The following is a 15,396-nucleotide window of genomic DNA, read 5'->3' as shown; positions in this document are numbered from 1 at the left end:
AGGAGGGGGATGAGGGAGGGGTCAGGCGAGGAGGGGGATGACCGTGCGGAGGTGGGAGGGGTCGGGAGCGGTGCGGTGCAGGTGCACGAGGTACTCGCGGTTGCCGCCGCCTCCCGGGATCGGGCTGTCGACGATGCCGCGCGCGCCGAGGCCCAGATCCCATGCCGCCCACAGCACCGTGGTGGCGGCGTCGTGCCGCAGGGCGCGGTCGCGCACGATGCCCTCGCGCACGCCGCCGCGGCCCACCTCGAACTGCGGCTTGACGAGCAGCAGCAGCTCGGCATCCGGCTCGGCGAGCGCCGCGAGCGGCTCGAGCACCTGGGTCAGCGAGATGAAGCTGAGATCCCCCACGACGAGGCTCGGCCATCCGCTCTGCGCCAACTCCCCCGCGTATGTCGAAAATGCAGGAGATTCTCGCGTCAGGTGCCGCAGGTTCCAGCCCTCGAGGTTCGCCACGCGCGGATCCTCCTGCACTTTCGACGCGAGCTGGCCGTGGCCGACGTCGACCGCGAACACCCGGGATGCGCCGCGCTCGAGCAGCACCTGGGTGAAGCCGCCCGTCGAGGCGCCCGCGTCGAGCGCGACCCGGCCCGCCGGATCGACATCGAACGCGTCGAGAGCGGCGATCAGCTTGTGGGCTCCCCGGCTCACGTAGTGGTCGGCTCCCGCGACCTCGATCGTCGACTCCGAGGTGACCGGCGTCGACGCCTTCGCGACGGGTCGGCCGTCGACGGTCACGAGCCCGTTCGCGATGGCCTCGACCGCGACCGCACGCGAACGGGACAGTCCGCGGCGCACCAGTTCGGCGTCGAGCCGAACGGATGCGGCGGTGTCAGGCATGCGCGCGCGGTGCGTCCCCGGACTCGAGCCGTCCGCGCAGCTCGTCGTGCACCTGCGCGAGAGCGCCCGCGCGGTCGGCGAGCGGCTGGTCCTCGATCAGCCGCAGCCGCGACAGCAGGGCGCTCGGCTCGGCGTCGGAGGTCGCCGCATCGGGCTCGGAGGCGTGATCTGTCACGTCACGAATATAGTTCGGGCGCCACGTCGAGCGCGTAGATCGGCACCCCGGCTCCCCACACCGCGGCGGCCGCGGCGCGGATCCGGTCGATCGGCGACCCGGGGCTCTCGAGGGTGAGCGCCTGGCCGCGATGGGCCACCACGGCCTCCCCCACCCGCACCCGGCGGACCCCCGCGATGTCGCGCACGTCGTCGGTGCGCGGGTACGGCTCGGTCAGCCCGCGCAGATCCGCGAGCACGAAGTCGGGACGCGAGTCGGGCGCCGCCGCCAGCAGCTGCTTCGGGCCGTCGATGCCGGTGAGCACGAGAGCCGAGGGCATGCCGGCTCGGCGGGCGCCGAGGATGTCGGTGTCGAGCCGGTCGCCGATGAAGAGCGGATGCGCGGCGCCGAATCGTGCGACCGCGACGTCGAAGAGCGCGCGCTCGGGCTTGCCCGCGACGACCGGCAGACGGCCGACCGCGGTGTGCACGGCCGAGACCAGGGTGCCGTTGCCCGGCGCCGTTCCCCGCGCCTGCGGGATCGTCCAGTCGGTGTTGGTGGCGACCCACGGGATGCCCGAATCGCCGCCCTTCAACGCGAAGGCCGCCTCGGCGAGATCCGTCCAGGCAACCTGGGGCGCGAAACCCTGCACGACCGCGGCGGGTGCGTCATCCGCCGAGCGCGTCACGCGGAAGCCCGCCCGCTCGACCTCGGACACCAGCCCGTCGCCGCCGACCACGAGAACGGTGGCACCGGCAGGCACCAGCTCGGCGAGCAGCACCACCGCCGCCTGCGGCGACGACACGATGTCGTCGGGTTCGGCGTGCAGACCCAGCTCGCGCAGCTGCGCGGCCACCGTCTGCGGGGTGCGCGAGGCGTTGTTCGTCAGATACCCGAGTCGGCGTCCGGATGCCGCCGCCGCGTTGAGCGCGTCGACGGCGTGCGGGATCGCCTCGTGGCTGGCGTAGACGACGCCGTCCAGGTCGGCGAGCAGCACGTCGACGCCGTCGAGCGGAGCCCGCTCGGGGGGAACCGTCACGCCTCGCCGCCCCCGGCCTCGGTGTCGCCGGTCTCGGTGTCGCCCGGCTCCTCGAGGAACTCCTCGATGATCTCGACCGTGTCCTGGCCCTCGGGGATCGCTGCCTGCTCGAGCGCGATCGTGGCGCGGTCGGAGCGCTGCCACCACTGCTCGGCCTCGTCGGCGCGGCCCAGCTCCTCGAGCACCGTCGCGTACGCGTCGAACAGCGCGGGGCTGTACGAGAACGCGCGCTCCGGGTCGAGCTGCGGGATCTGCAGCTCCGTGAGCGCCAGCTCGGGCTGCTCGAGGTCGAGTCGCGCACCCGACATCGCGATCGCGAGCTCCACCTGCACGGCCGCGTCGAGGCTGTCGCGCGGCACCGAGCGACCGAGCTCGAGCGCCTGCTGCGGCCTCCCGACCCCGCGCTCGGAGTCCACCATCAGGGGGAGCTGATCGTCGCGTCCGGTGATCCGGCGGTAGGTGCGCAGCTCGCGCAGCGCCAGCGCGAAGTCGCCCGTGGCGTACGCGGTGATGGCCGCGGTCTCGCGGACCACGCCGATCCGGCCCGCACGCCTCGCGGCAGCCAGGGCGTGGCGATGGGCAAGCGCCGGGTCGTCGTCGATCAGCCGGCCGGCCATCACGAGGTGGCGAGCCACCCAGTCGGCGTTGTCCTTGCTGAGAGTCTTCAGTTCGATGCGCGCCGCCTTGTCGAGCTGGTTGGCGGCGACGTCCTCGGGGATGACCGGGTCGTCGTGGCGCGGGCGATCGTCATCCCGCGGCGGGCGGGCTCGATCGCCGGATGCGGGACGCTCGCCCGCCTTGGACGCCCACGGCTTGCGCTCGCCGGGCTTGCCCCGGTCTGCGGTCTTCCCGCGATCGGCGAACTTCCGGTCACCCGGCTTGCCTCGTTCGCCCGGCTTACCGCGGTCGCCGGGCTTGCCCCGCTCACCCGGCTTGCCGTCACGGGATCCGGAACCGTAGGGCTTCCCGCCACCCGGGCGACCTGAGCCTCCGGGCTTGCGGTCGCCGCGCGGCGCACCGCCGTCCGGCCGCTTGCCGTGCGGACGCTTGTCGTCAGCCATCGCTCTCCCGTGGTCGGTTCATGCTACGGCCTCGCGCCGTCGGCGCGGAGGCTGCAGGGCCTTAAACGAAGAAGGCCCACCCGGTGTGCGGGTGGGCCTCCTCGAAAGAAGTCCGGCGGTGTCCTACTCTCCCACGAGGTCGCCCTCGCAGTACCATCGGCGCTGTAGGTCTTAGCTTCCGGGTTCGGAATGTAACCGGGCGTTTCCCCTACGCTATGGCCGCCGAAACACTATTGATTTCTCAGTCAAAGTGCATCGATTATTCGACGCGTTCCCGACCGTCAATCGGGAACCACAAAGTGGACGCGAGCAACACGATTCGAAGAACTCATGTGTTGTCAAGTTATCGGCTTATTAGTACCGGTCAGCTCCATGGGTCTTTAGTCCCCACTTCCACATCCGGCCTATCAACCCAGTAGTCTAGCTGGGAGCCTCTCCCCCGAAGGGATGGAAATCTCATCTTGAAGCCGGCTTCCCGCTTAGATGCTTTCAGCGGTTATCCGTTCCGAACGTAGCTAATCAGCGGTGCTCCTGGCGGAACAACTGACACACCAGAGGTTCGTCCGTCCCGGTCCTCTCGTACTAGGGACAGATCTTCTCAAATTTCCTACGCGCGCAGCGGATAGGGACCGAACTGTCTCACGACGTTCTAAACCCAGCTCGCGTACCGCTTTAATGGGCGAACAGCCCAACCCTTGGGACCTACTCCAGCCCCAGGATGCGACGAGCCGACATCGAGGTGCCAAACCATGCCGTCGATATGGACTCTTGGGCAAGATCAGCCTGTTATCCCCGAGGTACCTTTTATCCGTTGAGCGACAGCGCTTCCACAAGCCACTGCCGGATCACTAGTCCCGACTTTCGTCCCTGCTCGAGCCGTCACTCTCACAGTCAAGCTCCCTTGTGCACTTACACTCGACACCTGATTGCCAACCAGGTTGAGGGAACCTTTGGGCGCCTCCGTTACTCTTTGGGAGGCAACCGCCCCAGTTAAACTACCCACCAGGCACTGTCCCAGAACCGGATTACGGTTCGTAGTTAGACATCCAGAGTGACCAGAGTGGTATTTCAACAATGACTCCACGAACACTGGCGTGCCCGCTTCATAGTCTCCCACCTATCCTACACAAGCCACACCGAACACCAATACCAAGCTGTAGTAAAGGTCACGGGGTCTTTCCGTCCTGCTGCGCGTAACGAGCATCTTTACTCGTAGTGCAATTTCGCCGAGTTCGCGGTTGAGACAGCTGGGAAGTCGTTACGCCATTCGTGCAGGTCGGAACTTACCCGACAAGGAATTTCGCTACCTTAGGATGGTTATAGTTACCACCGCCGTTTACTGGGGCTTAAATTCAGAGCTTCGCCGAAGCTAACCCTTCCTCTTAACCTTCCAGCACCGGGCAGGCGTCAGTCCGTATACATCGTCTTGCGACTTCGCACGGACCTGTGTTTTTAGTAAACAGTCGCTTCCCACTGGTCTCTGCGGCCCTGCAGCGCTTCCGGAGCAAGTCCGTACACGCCTTAGGCCCCCCTTCTCCCGAAGTTACGGGGGCATTTTGCCGAGTTCCTTAACCACGATTCTCTCGATCTCCTTGGTATTCTCTACCTGACCACCTGAGTCGGTTTGGGGTACGGGCGGCTGGAACCTCGCGTCGATGCTTTTCTCGGCAGCATAGGATCACCGAATTCCCCCGTGAGGGGTATGCGTCAGATCTCAGGCTATGTGAGAGACGGATTTGCCTATCTCTCGCCCTACGTCCTTACACCAGGACAACCATCGCCTGGCTCGGCTACCTTCCTGCGTCACACCTGTTAATACGCTAGCCGCACCAGCATGGGGTCGAGCGTTAGGCCGGCTGCTTCACCCCGAAGGGATCCATCTGCCGGATTAGGACTCTTAGCACCACTGGATTAGCTTGGGCGGTTCTTCGCCGGTACGGGAATATCAACCCGTTGTCCATCGACTACGCCTGTCGGCCTCGCCTTAGGTCCCGACTTACCCAGGGAAGATTAGCTTGACCCTGGAACCCTTGGTCTTTCGGAGGACGTGTTTCTCACACGTCTTTCGCTACTCATGCCTGCATTCTCACTCGTGTGGCGTCCACGGCTGGGTTACCCCGCCGCTTCACTCGCCACACGACGCTCTCCTACCGATCCGCACGGCTGGACCACGAAGGCCTACCTATAATGCGAATCCTACGACTTCGGCGGTGTGCTTGAGCCCCGTTACATTGTCGGCGCGGAATCACTTGACCAGTGAGCTATTACGCACTCTTTCAAGGGTGGCTGCTTCTAAGCCAACCTCCTGGTTGTCTGTGCAACTCCACATCCTTTCCCACTTAGCACACGCTTAGGGGCCTTAGTCGGTAGTCTGGGTTGTTTCCCTCTCGACGATGAAGCTTATCCCCCACCGTCTCACTGCTGCGCTCTCACTTACCGGCATTCGGAGTTTGGCTGACGTCAGTAACCTTGTAGGGCCCATCGGCCATCCAGTAGCTCTACCTCCGGCAAGAAACACGCAACGCTGCACCTAAATGCATTTCGGAGAGAACCAGCTATCACGAAGTTTGATTGGCCTTTCACCCCTATCCACAGCTCATCCCCTCGGTTTTCAACCCAAGTGGGTTCGGCCCTCCACGACGTCTTACCGTCGCTTCAGCCTGGCCATGGATAGATCACTTCGCTTCGGGTCTAGGGCATGCGACTGAATCGCTCTATTCGAACTCGCTTTCGCTACGGCTGCCCCTCACGGGTTAACCTCGCCACATACCACTAACTCGCAGGCTCATTCTTCAAAAGGCACGCTGTCACAGCTGCTAGGGCTGCTCCAACGGTTTGTAAGCAGACGGTTTCAGGTACTATTTCACTCCCCTCCCGGGGTACTTTTCACCTTTCCCTCACGGTACTTGTCCGCTATCGGTCATCTGGGAGTATTTAGGCTTACCAGGTGGTCCTGGCGGATTCACACGGGATTTCTCGGGCCCCGTGCTACTTGGGATCCCTTCCGCCTCTGCGCGACATTTCGGTTACGGGACTGGCACCCTCTGTGGTCAGCCTTTCAAAGCTGTTCACCTATATCGCGCACGTCGACGTGTACTTCGGCAGAAGTACGTGAAGGTCCCACAACCCCGACCATGCAACGCCTGCCGGCTATCACACATGATCGGTTTGGCCTGTTCCGGTTTCGCTCGCCACTACTAACGGAATCGCGGTTGCTTTCTCTTCCTGTGGGTACTGAGATGTTTCACTTCCCCACGTTCCCTCTACCCGCCCTATATATTCAGGCGGGAGTCATCAGGTCGTGTTGCCACGCCTGACGGGGTTTCCCCATTCGGAAATCCTCGGATCAAAGTTCTGTTATCAACTCCCCGAGGCTTATCGCAGATTCATACGTCCTTCTTCGGCTCCAGATGCCAAGGCATCCACCGTCTGCTCTTAGAAACTTGACTACATGAGTTTTTAGAATCGATCGGCCGCACCGAAGTGCGGCAGATTGACCAATGATCTATCGGAGACGCTCCGAAGAGCGTCCCTATTTGATCATCTTGTAGATCGAGGTCCGAAGACCTCGTTCTAAGATGCTCGCGTCCACTGTGTAGTTCTCAAATGACGGGCGGTACTCGATCCCGTTCGAAGCTCTGCTTGAACGTGGTTCGAGTCCTGAGGTCGTCACGGCCACCCGAAGGCGGCCGGCCCGGTCCCTCAGGACCCAACAGCGTGCATGCCATGCCCATCCGCTTCCGATCCGTTCCTGTCCCGAAAGACGTACTGAGATCTCGAGGTTCTGCGCATGGCCTATGTCAATGTTCCACCCATGAGCTCCGGTCGAGCACATTCGGCTCGAATCCGGCTCTGTCACTCCGAAGAGTGCAGTGCTCCTTAGAAAGGAGGTGATCCAGCCGCACCTTCCGGTACGGCTACCTTGTTACGACTTAGTCCTAATCACCGATCCCACCTTCGACGGCTCCCTCCACAAGGGTTGGGCCACCGGCTTCGGGTGTTACCGACTTTCATGACTTGACGGGCGGTGTGTACAAGGCCCGGGAACGTATTCACCGCAGCGTTGCTGATCTGCGATTACTAGCGACTCCGACTTCATGAGGTCGAGTTGCAGACCTCAATCCGAACTGAGACCGGCTTTTTGGGATTCGCTCCACCTTACGGTATTGCAGCCCTTTGTACCGGCCATTGTAGCATGCGTGAAGCCCAAGACATAAGGGGCATGATGATTTGACGTCATCCCCACCTTCCTCCGAGTTGACCCCGGCAGTCTCCTATGAGTTCCCGGCCGAACCGCTGGCAACATAGAACGAGGGTTGCGCTCGTTGCGGGACTTAACCCAACATCTCACGACACGAGCTGACGACAACCATGCACCACCTGTATACGAGTGTCCAAAGAGTTCTCTATTTCTAGAGCGTTCTCGTATATGTCAAGCCTTGGTAAGGTTCTTCGCGTTGCATCGAATTAATCCGCATGCTCCGCCGCTTGTGCGGGCCCCCGTCAATTCCTTTGAGTTTTAGCCTTGCGGCCGTACTCCCCAGGCGGGGCGCTTAATGCGTTAGCTGCGACACGGAAACCGTGGAATGGTCCCCACATCTAGCGCCCAACGTTTACGGCGTGGACTACCAGGGTATCTAATCCTGTTCGCTCCCCACGCTTTCGCTCCTCAGCGTCAGTTACGGCCCAGAGAACTGCCTTCGCCATCGGTGTTCCTCCTGATATCTGCGCATTCCACCGCTACACCAGGAATTCCATTCTCCCCTACCGCACTCTAGTCTGCCCGTACCCACTGCAGGCCCGAGGTTGAGCCTCGGGTTTTCACAGCAGACGCGACAGACCGCCTACGAGCTCTTTACGCCCAATAATTCCGGACAACGCTTGCACCCTACGTATTACCGCGGCTGCTGGCACGTAGTTAGCCGGTGCTTTTTCTGCAGGTACCGTCACTTTCGCTTCTTCCCTACTAAAAGAGGTTTACAACCCGAAGGCCGTCGTCCCTCACGCGGCGTTGCTGCATCAGGCTTGCGCCCATTGTGCAATATTCCCCACTGCTGCCTCCCGTAGGAGTCTGGGCCGTGTCTCAGTCCCAGTGTGGCCGGTCACCCTCTCAGGCCGGCTACCCGTCGTCGCCTTGGTGAGCCGTTACCTCACCAACAAGCTGATAGGCCGCGAGCTCATCCCGAACCGAAGTTCTTTCCACGCGGAGAGGATGCCCTCCCGCGTCGTATCCGGTATTAGACGCCGTTTCCAGCGCTTATCCCAGAGTTCGGGGCAGATTGCTCACGTGTTACTCACCCGTTCGCCACTGATCCGGAGGGAGCAAGCTCCCTCGTTCACCGTTCGACTTGCATGTGTTAAGCACGCCGCCAGCGTTCGTCCTGAGCCAGGATCAAACTCTCCGTAAAGGTTTGGTAGCACGGCGACCGAGGTCGCCGGCAGAACCGTTGCTGTCACGACGGGGAAAACCGTCGATCCTGCGAGTTGATCTGACTGAAAGGATCGTCTACTGACAATCCGTCAATCCAAAGGAATCTCTGTTCGACCCGAAGGTCGAACGTCGAGGTTTTTGGCATTTGACATAGTGCACGCTGTTGAGTTCTCAAGGATCGGGCGCTCCTGCTGCTCACCGTTTCCGGCTCGCCCGCAGGGCAACTTCTCCATCCTAGCCTTCTCGTTCCGTCTGTCAAACCGACGCGCCGGGAGCGAAGCTCCGGGCTGCGATCGATGACCGCGGTCTCCGAGAGGAGGATCCCCATCATAGACCAGAAGGCCGTGCGAATCCTGGGATTCACTTCTGAGGGGGTTTTGTTCCTCCGCTTGAGGGGGCGGGGCCTTTCAGGCCGCTCCGCTCTTCCCTTTGGGGCGAACAAGAAGAACACTACGTGGGATCCGGCGTCCCGCCAAATCGCACCCGCATCCCGGGCGTGTCGCCCGTGTTTCCGGGGTTCCGAGCTCAGCCGCGCACCCGGCGGCGACGCCATACGGCGGCGACGACGGACGCGACCACGAGGATCAGCAGCAGCGCGAGCCCCGCCTGCGTGACCCAGCGGAACAGCGCGAGGCCGATGCCCGCACGATCGGGGACGCCGTGCGCGAGGAGGCCGGCGACCGCCGGCACCACGAGGGCGGCGGCCGCGCAGACCCACACGACGGGCGCGAGCCACCGCGGCGCCGAGGCGGGCGGGTCGATGGGGGTTCGGCTGCGGAGGCGGCGGACGCCCCACACGCCGAGAACCAGGAGGCCGAGGGCCGAGCTGCCGTACTGGAGCCACTGGGTGCCGCCGAGCGGTCCCCACATCCGTCCGAGCGCCGGGATCAGCTCGGACCCCCACCGACCGGGGTGCGTGAAGAGATCCCACACGATGTGCGACGCGATGCCGATCAGCAGCGCGACCGCGAGCAGGAGCCAGGCGGTGAGCCCGCCCGCACCGAGCGAACGCCAACCGACCCGGGATCCCAGCGCCCACTCCCCCGGCCAGCGACCGCGGAGCGTCCGCGGGGACAGGGCGGGCACGAGCGGTCGGATCAGCACACGCCACAGCACCAGCACGGCGAACGCGAGCGGCAGGTCGAGGACCACCGCGCCGAGCGCGCTGTGCGTGAGGCGGTAGGCGTCGGCGTAGTCGGGACCCACCCGCACGAACAGCGGGAGGTCGGGGACCATCGCCCCGATCGCGACGGCCGCCGGCACGATCCGGGTGCCCACGAAGGGCAGCGCGACGACCGCGTGGCTCGGGGTGAACGGCACGGGCGGCCCCCGTCAGCCGAGCAGGATGCCGGCGAGGGTCTTCTTGCCGCGGCGCAGCACGGCCCGACCGCCGGCGAGTGCGGCCCCGTCGAGCGTCGCCGCCTCGTCGTCGACCTTGGCGTTGTTGAGGTAGACCCCGCCCTGGGCGATCGCGCGACGCGCCTCGGAGAGGCTCGAGGTCAGACCCGTCTCGACGAGGGCCTGGGCGACGGGAGTGGTGGGCGCGAGCTCGGCATGCGGCAGCTCGTCGACGGCCGCCGCGAGCGTCGCGGCATCGAGCGAGGCCAGGTCGCCCTGTCCGAAGAGCGCCTCGGATGCGGCGATCACCGCATCCGTCGCCGCCGAGCCGTGCACGAGAGCTGTCACCTCGCGGGCGAGCGTGCGCTGCGCCTCGCGGCGGAACGGCTCGTCACGGACCTGCTGCTCGAGTGCCTCGATGTCGGCGCGCGTCAGGAAGGTGAAGACCTTGAGCCGGGTGATGACGTCGGCGTCGTCGGTGTTGAGCCAGAACTGGTAGAAGCGGTAGGGGCTGCACATCTCGGCGTCGAGCCAGATGGCGTTGCCCTCGCTCTTGCCGAACTTGGTGCCGTCGGAGTTGGTGATGAGCGGTGTGCCGATGGCGTGCACGCTCACCCCCTCCACGCGGTGGATGAGGTCGGTGCCGCTCGTGAGGTTGCCCCACTGGTCCGAACCGCCGGTCTGCAGCACGCATCCGTACTGCCGGTACAGCTCGAGGAAGTCCATGCCCTGCAGCAGCTGGTAGCTGAACTCGGTGTAGCTGATGCCGGCATCCGAGTTCAGCCGGGCCGCGACGGCGTCCTTCTTGAGCATCGTGCCGACGCGGAAGTGCTTGCCGATCTCGCGGAGGAAGTCGATCGCGCTCAGAGGAGCGGTCCAGTCGAGGTTGTTCACCATCCGCGCGGCGTTGTCGCCCTCGAACGAGAGGAACGGCTCGATCTGCCCGCGGAGGCGCCCGACCCAGTCGGCCACGGTCTGCCGGTCGTTGAGGGTGCGCTCGGCGCTCGGACGCGGATCGCCGATCAGCCCGGTCGACCCCCCGACCAGCCCGAGGGGCCGGTGCCCCGCCAGCTGCAGGCGGCGCAGCACGAGGATCTGCACGAGGTTCCCGAGATGGAGGCTCGGCGCCGTGGGGTCGAAGCCGCAGTAGTAGACGATCGGCGGCCCCGCGAGCAGCGCCTTCAGGGAGTCGGCGTCGGTGGACACGTGCACGAGCCCGCGCCACACGAGCTCCTCCCAGACGTCGGGGAAGGTGGGGTCGTTGCGCTGCGCGCTCAGGTTCTCGGATGCGGGCACCCGGTCAGGCTACCCGCAGCGCCACGGGGTTGATGATCAACGTATCTAGCGTCTGGGGTTGATGTGTCGTGCATCATGCTTCTAGGCTTGACCCGGAGGTTCTCATGTTCGCCCTCACCGCCGACCAGATCGACAGTCGCCACAGCCCCGACCGGGCCGACGACGGGCTCGCCCTGCTCACCCGACTCGGCGGCGACCGGCTCGCGTTGCCCGCCGACCGCACCGCCGGCGACGAGATCCAGGCGCTGACCACCGACCCGCAGACCGCCGTCGCGCTCGTGCTCGGACTCGCGCGCGCAGGCGGGTGGAGCATCGGACTCGGACTCGGCGAGGTGCGCACCCCCCTCCCGACGGCCACCCGCGCCACCACGGGCGAGGCGCTCGTCGCGGCCCGCGAGGCGGTCGACGCCGCCAAGCGGCGGCCCTGGCGCGTCGCGGTGGCGGGAGGCGGCATCCGCCCGGACGCGACGACGCTGCAGACGGTGTTCGAACTGCTGCTGCAGCTGCGCGAGCGCCGCTCGACCGAGGGCTGGGAACTGTACGATCTGGTCGAGTCGGGGCTGACCCAGGCGGATGCCGCCGAACGGCTCGGCATCACCCCGCAAGCGGCCAGCAAGCGGGCGATCGCCGCCGGGGTGCGGCTCGATGCCGCGGCCCGGGCGTCGCTCGTGCAGCTGCTCGGGCTCGCGGAAGGTGCGGCGCCGTCCGCCACGGAGGAGGTCTCGTGATCGTCATCGACTACCTGTGCTGGGTGCTCGCGCTGCTCGTGATCGCGGGCGGCATCGTGGCCACGGTGTTCGCGATCCGCCTCGCGCGACCTCGGCTCGCGCTGCTCGCCCTCATCCCGATCGGTCTCGGGCTGCTGCTCGCGGTGTTCGGCGTGCGACTGCTGCCCGACCCGCCCGCCTTCGCCGTCGTGCTCGCCCTCGGCGTCGCCGGGCTCGGCGTGCTGGCGGGCAGCCCCCTCACCGTCTACGTGCTCGATCTCGCCAGCCGCGAACCGGTGCGGCGGGGCGTGAACGGCGGCATCCTCATCCACCGCGAGCGCACCGGCGAAGAGCAGGAGGTGCTGCGCGGCGGCGCCACCGTCGGGCACCTCGAGCGCGCCGCCATCGTCGGCTCGATCGCGCTCGGTCACCCCGAGGTGATCCTCGCGATCATCGCGATCAAGGGGCTCGGCCGCTTCTCGGAGCTGGACTCGGCATCCGCGCGCGAGCGCTTCATCATCGGCACGCTCGCGAGCATGCTCTGGGCGGGCGCCTGCGCGGTGCTCGCGGTGCTCACGGTCGCGTGACGCGGACCCGCGGGGTCGAGGCGCGGTAGACCGAGACCGTCGGATCGCCGGGGATCCAGAACCGCAGCGGGAACGCATCCGTTCCTCCGTGGCCCGAGACGCCGACGCGCTTGCCGGTAGCGGGGGCGGGCGGATGCGGCGCGGGCGCGAGGGCGAACGGCGCGCCGTCGAGGGCTGCCGTGTCGTCGGTCAGAGCGATGCCGAGTGCGCGGGTGAGGTTGCCGGGCCCGCGGGCGAGCTCGGCGTCGCGGCGCGCGGTGGGACGCCGCCCGCGGGCGAGCTCGACGCCCTCGACCACCTCGCCTGCACGCAGCAGCACGGCGCTCGCCTCGCCCGCCGGCGAGCACACCACGTTGACGCAGGCATGCACGCCGTAGCTCAGATACACGTAGAGGTGCGCCGGCTCGCCGTACATCGTGCGGGTGCGCGGGGTCACGCCGCGGAAGGCGTGAGACCCGGGGTCGGTCTCGCCGAGGTAGGCCTCGACCTCGGTCAGCCGCACGGACACGCCACGGCCGGTGAGCACCGCGCCGAGCAGCAGCGGGGCGACCTCGTCGGCGCGCCGCGACAGCAGGGCGGCGAGCGGGGTCAGAACAGGTTCCCGCTCACGAGCGACACGATCAGCACCACGGCCACGCCGACGACGCCGACGCCGGCCAGCAGCCAGAACAGCCACGGTCGGCGCTCGTCGACGTCACGGCGCACCTCCCTCGCGTCATCCCGTCGCCTGCGCGGGTCACCCTGTCCCGACAGCGTCATGCCGTCACCTCCGCCACTCGGGCGGCGAGCGCCGCCAGCTGCTCCGCGACCCGCTCGGGTGCGGTCCCCCCGATGCCCGCCCGGCTCGCGATCGAGCCGTCGACCGTGAGCACCTCGCGCACGTCGGCGGTCAGCCGCGGATCGATCGCGGCGTACTGCGCGTCGCTCGGCTCGTCGAGCTCCAGCCCCTCCGCCTCGCAGAACCGCACGAGCGCGCCCGAGATCTCGTGCGCCTCCCGGAACGGAACGCCCTTCCGCACCAGGTGGTCGGCCACATCCGTCGCCAGCGAGAAGCCCTGGGGAGCCAGCTCCGCCATCCGCGCCGTGTCGAACTCGAGGGTCGCCACCATGCCCGTGAACGCCGGCAGCAGCACCTCGAGGGTGCGCACCGAGTCGAACACGGGCTCCTTGTCCTCCTGAAGGTCGCGGTTGTAGCCGAGCGGCAGCGCCTTGAGCGTGGCGAGCAGCCCCGTGAGGTTGCCGATCAGGCGACCCGACTTGCCGCGCGCGAGCTCGGCGATGTCGGGGTTCTTCTTCTGCGGCATGATCGACGAACCCGTCGAGAACCCGTCGTGCAGACGCACGAAGCCGAACTCGCGGGTGTTCCAGAGGATGATCTCCTCGGCCAGCCGCGACACGTCGATGCCGAGCTGCGCCGCGATGTAGGCGAACTCGGCCACCACGTCGCGGCTCGCGGTCGCATCGATCGAGTTGGGCATCGGATGCGCGAGCCCGAGCTCCGCGGCGATCGGCGCGGGATCCAGCCCCAGCGCTCCCCCGGCGACCGCGCCCGCGCCGTACGGCGACTCGGTGGCGCGCACGCGCCAGTCGCGGAGACGCTCCAGGTCGCGCACGAGCGGCCAGGCGTGCGCCAGCAGATGGTGGGCGAGCAGCAGCGGCTGCGCGTGCTGCAGATGCGTGCGCCCCGGCATCACGGCGCCGGGATGCGCCTCCGCCTGCGCCGCGAGCGCGTCGATCAGCTGCACCACGAGATGCCCGATGCGCGCCGCGTGGTCGAGCAGGTAGAGCCGCACGAGCGTGGCGATCTGGTCGTTGCGGCTGCGGCCGGCGCGCAGCTTGCCCCCGAGCTCCGCGCCGACCGTGGCGACCAGCTCGCGCTCGAGTGCGAAGTGCACGTCCTCGTCTTCGAGGAGCGGACGGATGACGCCGTCGCGTACCCCGCGATCGATGACCTCGATGCCCTCCAGCATCCGCCGGAGCTCGTCGGCGCTCAGGAATCCGGCCGCGGCGAGCGCGCGGGCGTGCGCGCGGGAGCCCTGGAGGTCGTAGGAGGCGAGCTCCCAGTCGAAGTGGGTCGAGCGGCTCAACTCCGCCAGCTCGGGCGACGGTCCGCTCGCGAAACGTCCGCCCCAGAGGCTCGCGCCCCCCGCCCGGTCGGCGGGTTCGGGGGTGGTGGGGCCAGGTGCCATCGGTTCCGGTCTCCTCGTGTCGTGTCCAGTCTAGAAGCGTGCGGCGGCGGCTAAGGTTGCGTCATGTCCGAGCCGACCCCGCCGCCGATCCCGCCCGTCCCGCCCGCCGAGGGCGACCCGCAGAGCGCCGCGCCGGCCACCGCATCCGGTGTTCCGGCTCCGCGATTCGGGGAGTTCGCGCCGGTCGAGCAGACCGCGACCCCGGCCGCGCCCGCCGCACCCGTCGCGCCCGCGCCCGCTCCCGCGGTGCCCGCGCCCGCCGCGGCTCCGGCGCCCGCCTACCCCCGGGCCGGATATCCGCAGGCCGGCTACCCGCAGGGCTACCCCGGCGCCGCACCCGCGCAGCCCGTCTACGGCCAGCCCGGATTCGGGGCGGCTCCCGCACCTCGCCGCCGTCGCACCTGGGACGTCGTGCTCACGATCATCCTTCTCGTGCTGGGCCTGTTCGGCATGCTGATCGGCCTGGCCTACGGCGCTCTGTTCAGCTCGCCCGAGATCCTCGACGAGGGATTCCGGCAGCAGGGCTACGACGGGTTCAGCGGCGACGTGGGCGTGCTGCCGCTCGTGATCATCGTGAGCCATGTCGTGCTCTACCTGCTCGCCGTGGGGATCTCGATCCCGCTGCTCGTGACGAAGCGGATCGCCTTCTGGGTGCCGCTCACGATCGGCGTGATCGCGGCGATCCTGTTCTGGGTGCTGATCTTCATGATCCTGCTGACCGATCCGCAGCTCGCGGCGACCGCGGGGCTCTGAC

The 15,396-nt window shown here is 66.9% G+C and carries 11 protein-coding genes and 3 rRNA genes; 3 read left to right on the top strand and 11 right to left on the bottom strand.

The window, feature by feature from the left end:
- Positions 1-21: 21 nt before the first annotated feature.
- From NUH29_RS07360 to tyrS, 9 genes are all read right to left on the bottom strand, one after another.
- Positions 22-840, bottom strand: coding sequence for a TlyA family RNA methyltransferase (locus tag NUH29_RS07360; RefSeq protein ID WP_258798382.1), 819 nt, complete (start codon positions 838-840; stop codon positions 22-24).
- A complete protein-coding gene (locus NUH29_RS07355; protein ID WP_258798381.1) occupies positions 833-1,015 on the bottom strand; it encodes a hypothetical protein in 183 nt (60 codons plus the stop codon). The genes NUH29_RS07360 and NUH29_RS07355 overlap by 8 nt, the downstream gene beginning before the upstream one ends.
- Position 1,016: 1 nt before the next feature.
- Positions 1,017-2,033 carry an HAD-IIA family hydrolase gene (locus tag NUH29_RS07350; protein WP_258798380.1) on the bottom strand — a complete coding sequence of 339 codons (1,017 nt, stop codon included), beginning with the start codon at positions 2,031-2,033 and terminating at the stop codon, positions 1,017-1,019.
- Positions 2,030-3,094, bottom strand: coding sequence for a hypothetical protein (locus NUH29_RS07345; RefSeq protein WP_258798379.1), 1,065 nt, complete (start codon positions 3,092-3,094; stop codon positions 2,030-2,032). The genes NUH29_RS07350 and NUH29_RS07345 overlap by 4 nt, the downstream gene beginning before the upstream one ends.
- 110 nt (positions 3,095-3,204) lie before the next feature.
- Positions 3,205-3,321 (bottom strand): 5S ribosomal RNA (rrf, locus tag NUH29_RS07340).
- Between the two features lie 107 nt (positions 3,322-3,428).
- Positions 3,429-6,543, bottom strand: a 23S ribosomal RNA gene (locus NUH29_RS07335).
- 434 nt (positions 6,544-6,977) lie between these two features.
- Positions 6,978-8,502: ribosomal RNA gene (locus NUH29_RS07330) — 16S ribosomal RNA — on the bottom strand.
- Together the 16S, 23S and 5S rRNA genes form the textbook arrangement of a ribosomal RNA operon.
- A 548-nt stretch (positions 8,503-9,050) precedes the next feature.
- Positions 9,051-9,845 (bottom strand): DUF4184 family protein, encoded by a 795-nt coding sequence (locus NUH29_RS07325; RefSeq protein WP_258798378.1) that lies wholly within the window; start codon positions 9,843-9,845, stop codon positions 9,051-9,053.
- Between the two features lie 12 nt (positions 9,846-9,857).
- Complete coding sequence (gene tyrS, locus NUH29_RS07320) at positions 9,858-11,159, bottom strand: tyrosine--tRNA ligase (protein ID WP_258798377.1); 1,302 nt, start codon at positions 11,157-11,159, stop codon at positions 9,858-9,860.
- 104 nt (positions 11,160-11,263) lie between these two features.
- Between tyrS and NUH29_RS07315 the strand changes: the two genes are divergently transcribed.
- Together NUH29_RS07315 and NUH29_RS07310 are read left to right on the top strand one after the other, a co-directional pair.
- Complete coding sequence (locus NUH29_RS07315) at positions 11,264-11,887, top strand: SatD family protein (protein WP_258798376.1); 624 nt, start codon at positions 11,264-11,266, stop codon at positions 11,885-11,887.
- Positions 11,884-12,453: a hypothetical protein gene (locus tag NUH29_RS07310; RefSeq protein WP_258798375.1), complete on the top strand. Its 570-nt coding sequence runs from the start codon at positions 11,884-11,886 to the stop codon at positions 12,451-12,453. The genes NUH29_RS07315 and NUH29_RS07310 overlap by 4 nt, the downstream gene beginning before the upstream one ends.
- Here the strand turns inward: NUH29_RS07310 and NUH29_RS07305 are convergent.
- A complete protein-coding gene (locus tag NUH29_RS07305) occupies positions 12,440-13,045 on the bottom strand; it encodes a DNA-3-methyladenine glycosylase (protein ID WP_258798439.1) in 606 nt (201 codons plus the stop codon). The genes NUH29_RS07310 and NUH29_RS07305 overlap by 14 nt on opposite strands.
- 163 nt (positions 13,046-13,208) lie before the next feature.
- Complete coding sequence (argH, locus tag NUH29_RS07300; protein ID WP_258798374.1) at positions 13,209-14,642, bottom strand: argininosuccinate lyase; 1,434 nt, start codon at positions 14,640-14,642, stop codon at positions 13,209-13,211.
- A gap of 63 nt (positions 14,643-14,705) precedes the next feature.
- On the opposite strand from argH, the gene NUH29_RS07295 reads away from it, so the two are divergent.
- The gene (locus tag NUH29_RS07295; protein ID WP_258798373.1) at positions 14,706-15,395 is read left to right on the top strand and encodes a DUF6264 family protein; all 690 of its coding nucleotides are present in this window, start codon (positions 14,706-14,708) and stop codon (positions 15,393-15,395) included.
- The last annotated feature ends 1 nt before the right edge of the window (position 15,396 follow it).

The organism is Protaetiibacter mangrovi, assembly GCF_024752305.1.
In the GTDB taxonomy this organism is placed as follows: domain Bacteria; phylum Actinomycetota; class Actinomycetes; order Actinomycetales; family Microbacteriaceae; genus Homoserinibacter; species Homoserinibacter mangrovi.
This window is presented reverse-complemented; position numbering and strand designations above follow the sequence as displayed.

Coding starts and splice junctions, on each gene's coding strand:
- NUH29_RS07360 (WP_258798382.1), bottom strand. CDS start 840: ATGCCTGACACCGCCGCATCCGTTCGGCTCGACGCCGAACTGGTGCGC.
- NUH29_RS07295 (WP_258798373.1), top strand. CDS start 14,706: ATGTCCGAGCCGACCCCGCCGCCGATCCCGCCCGTCCCGCCCGCCGAG.
- argH (WP_258798374.1), bottom strand. CDS start 14,642: ATGGCACCTGGCCCCACCACCCCCGAACCCGCCGACCGGGCGGGGGGC.
- NUH29_RS07315 (WP_258798376.1), top strand. CDS start 11,264: ATGTTCGCCCTCACCGCCGACCAGATCGACAGTCGCCACAGCCCCGAC.
- NUH29_RS07345 (WP_258798379.1), bottom strand. CDS start 3,094: ATGGCTGACGACAAGCGTCCGCACGGCAAGCGGCCGGACGGCGGTGCG.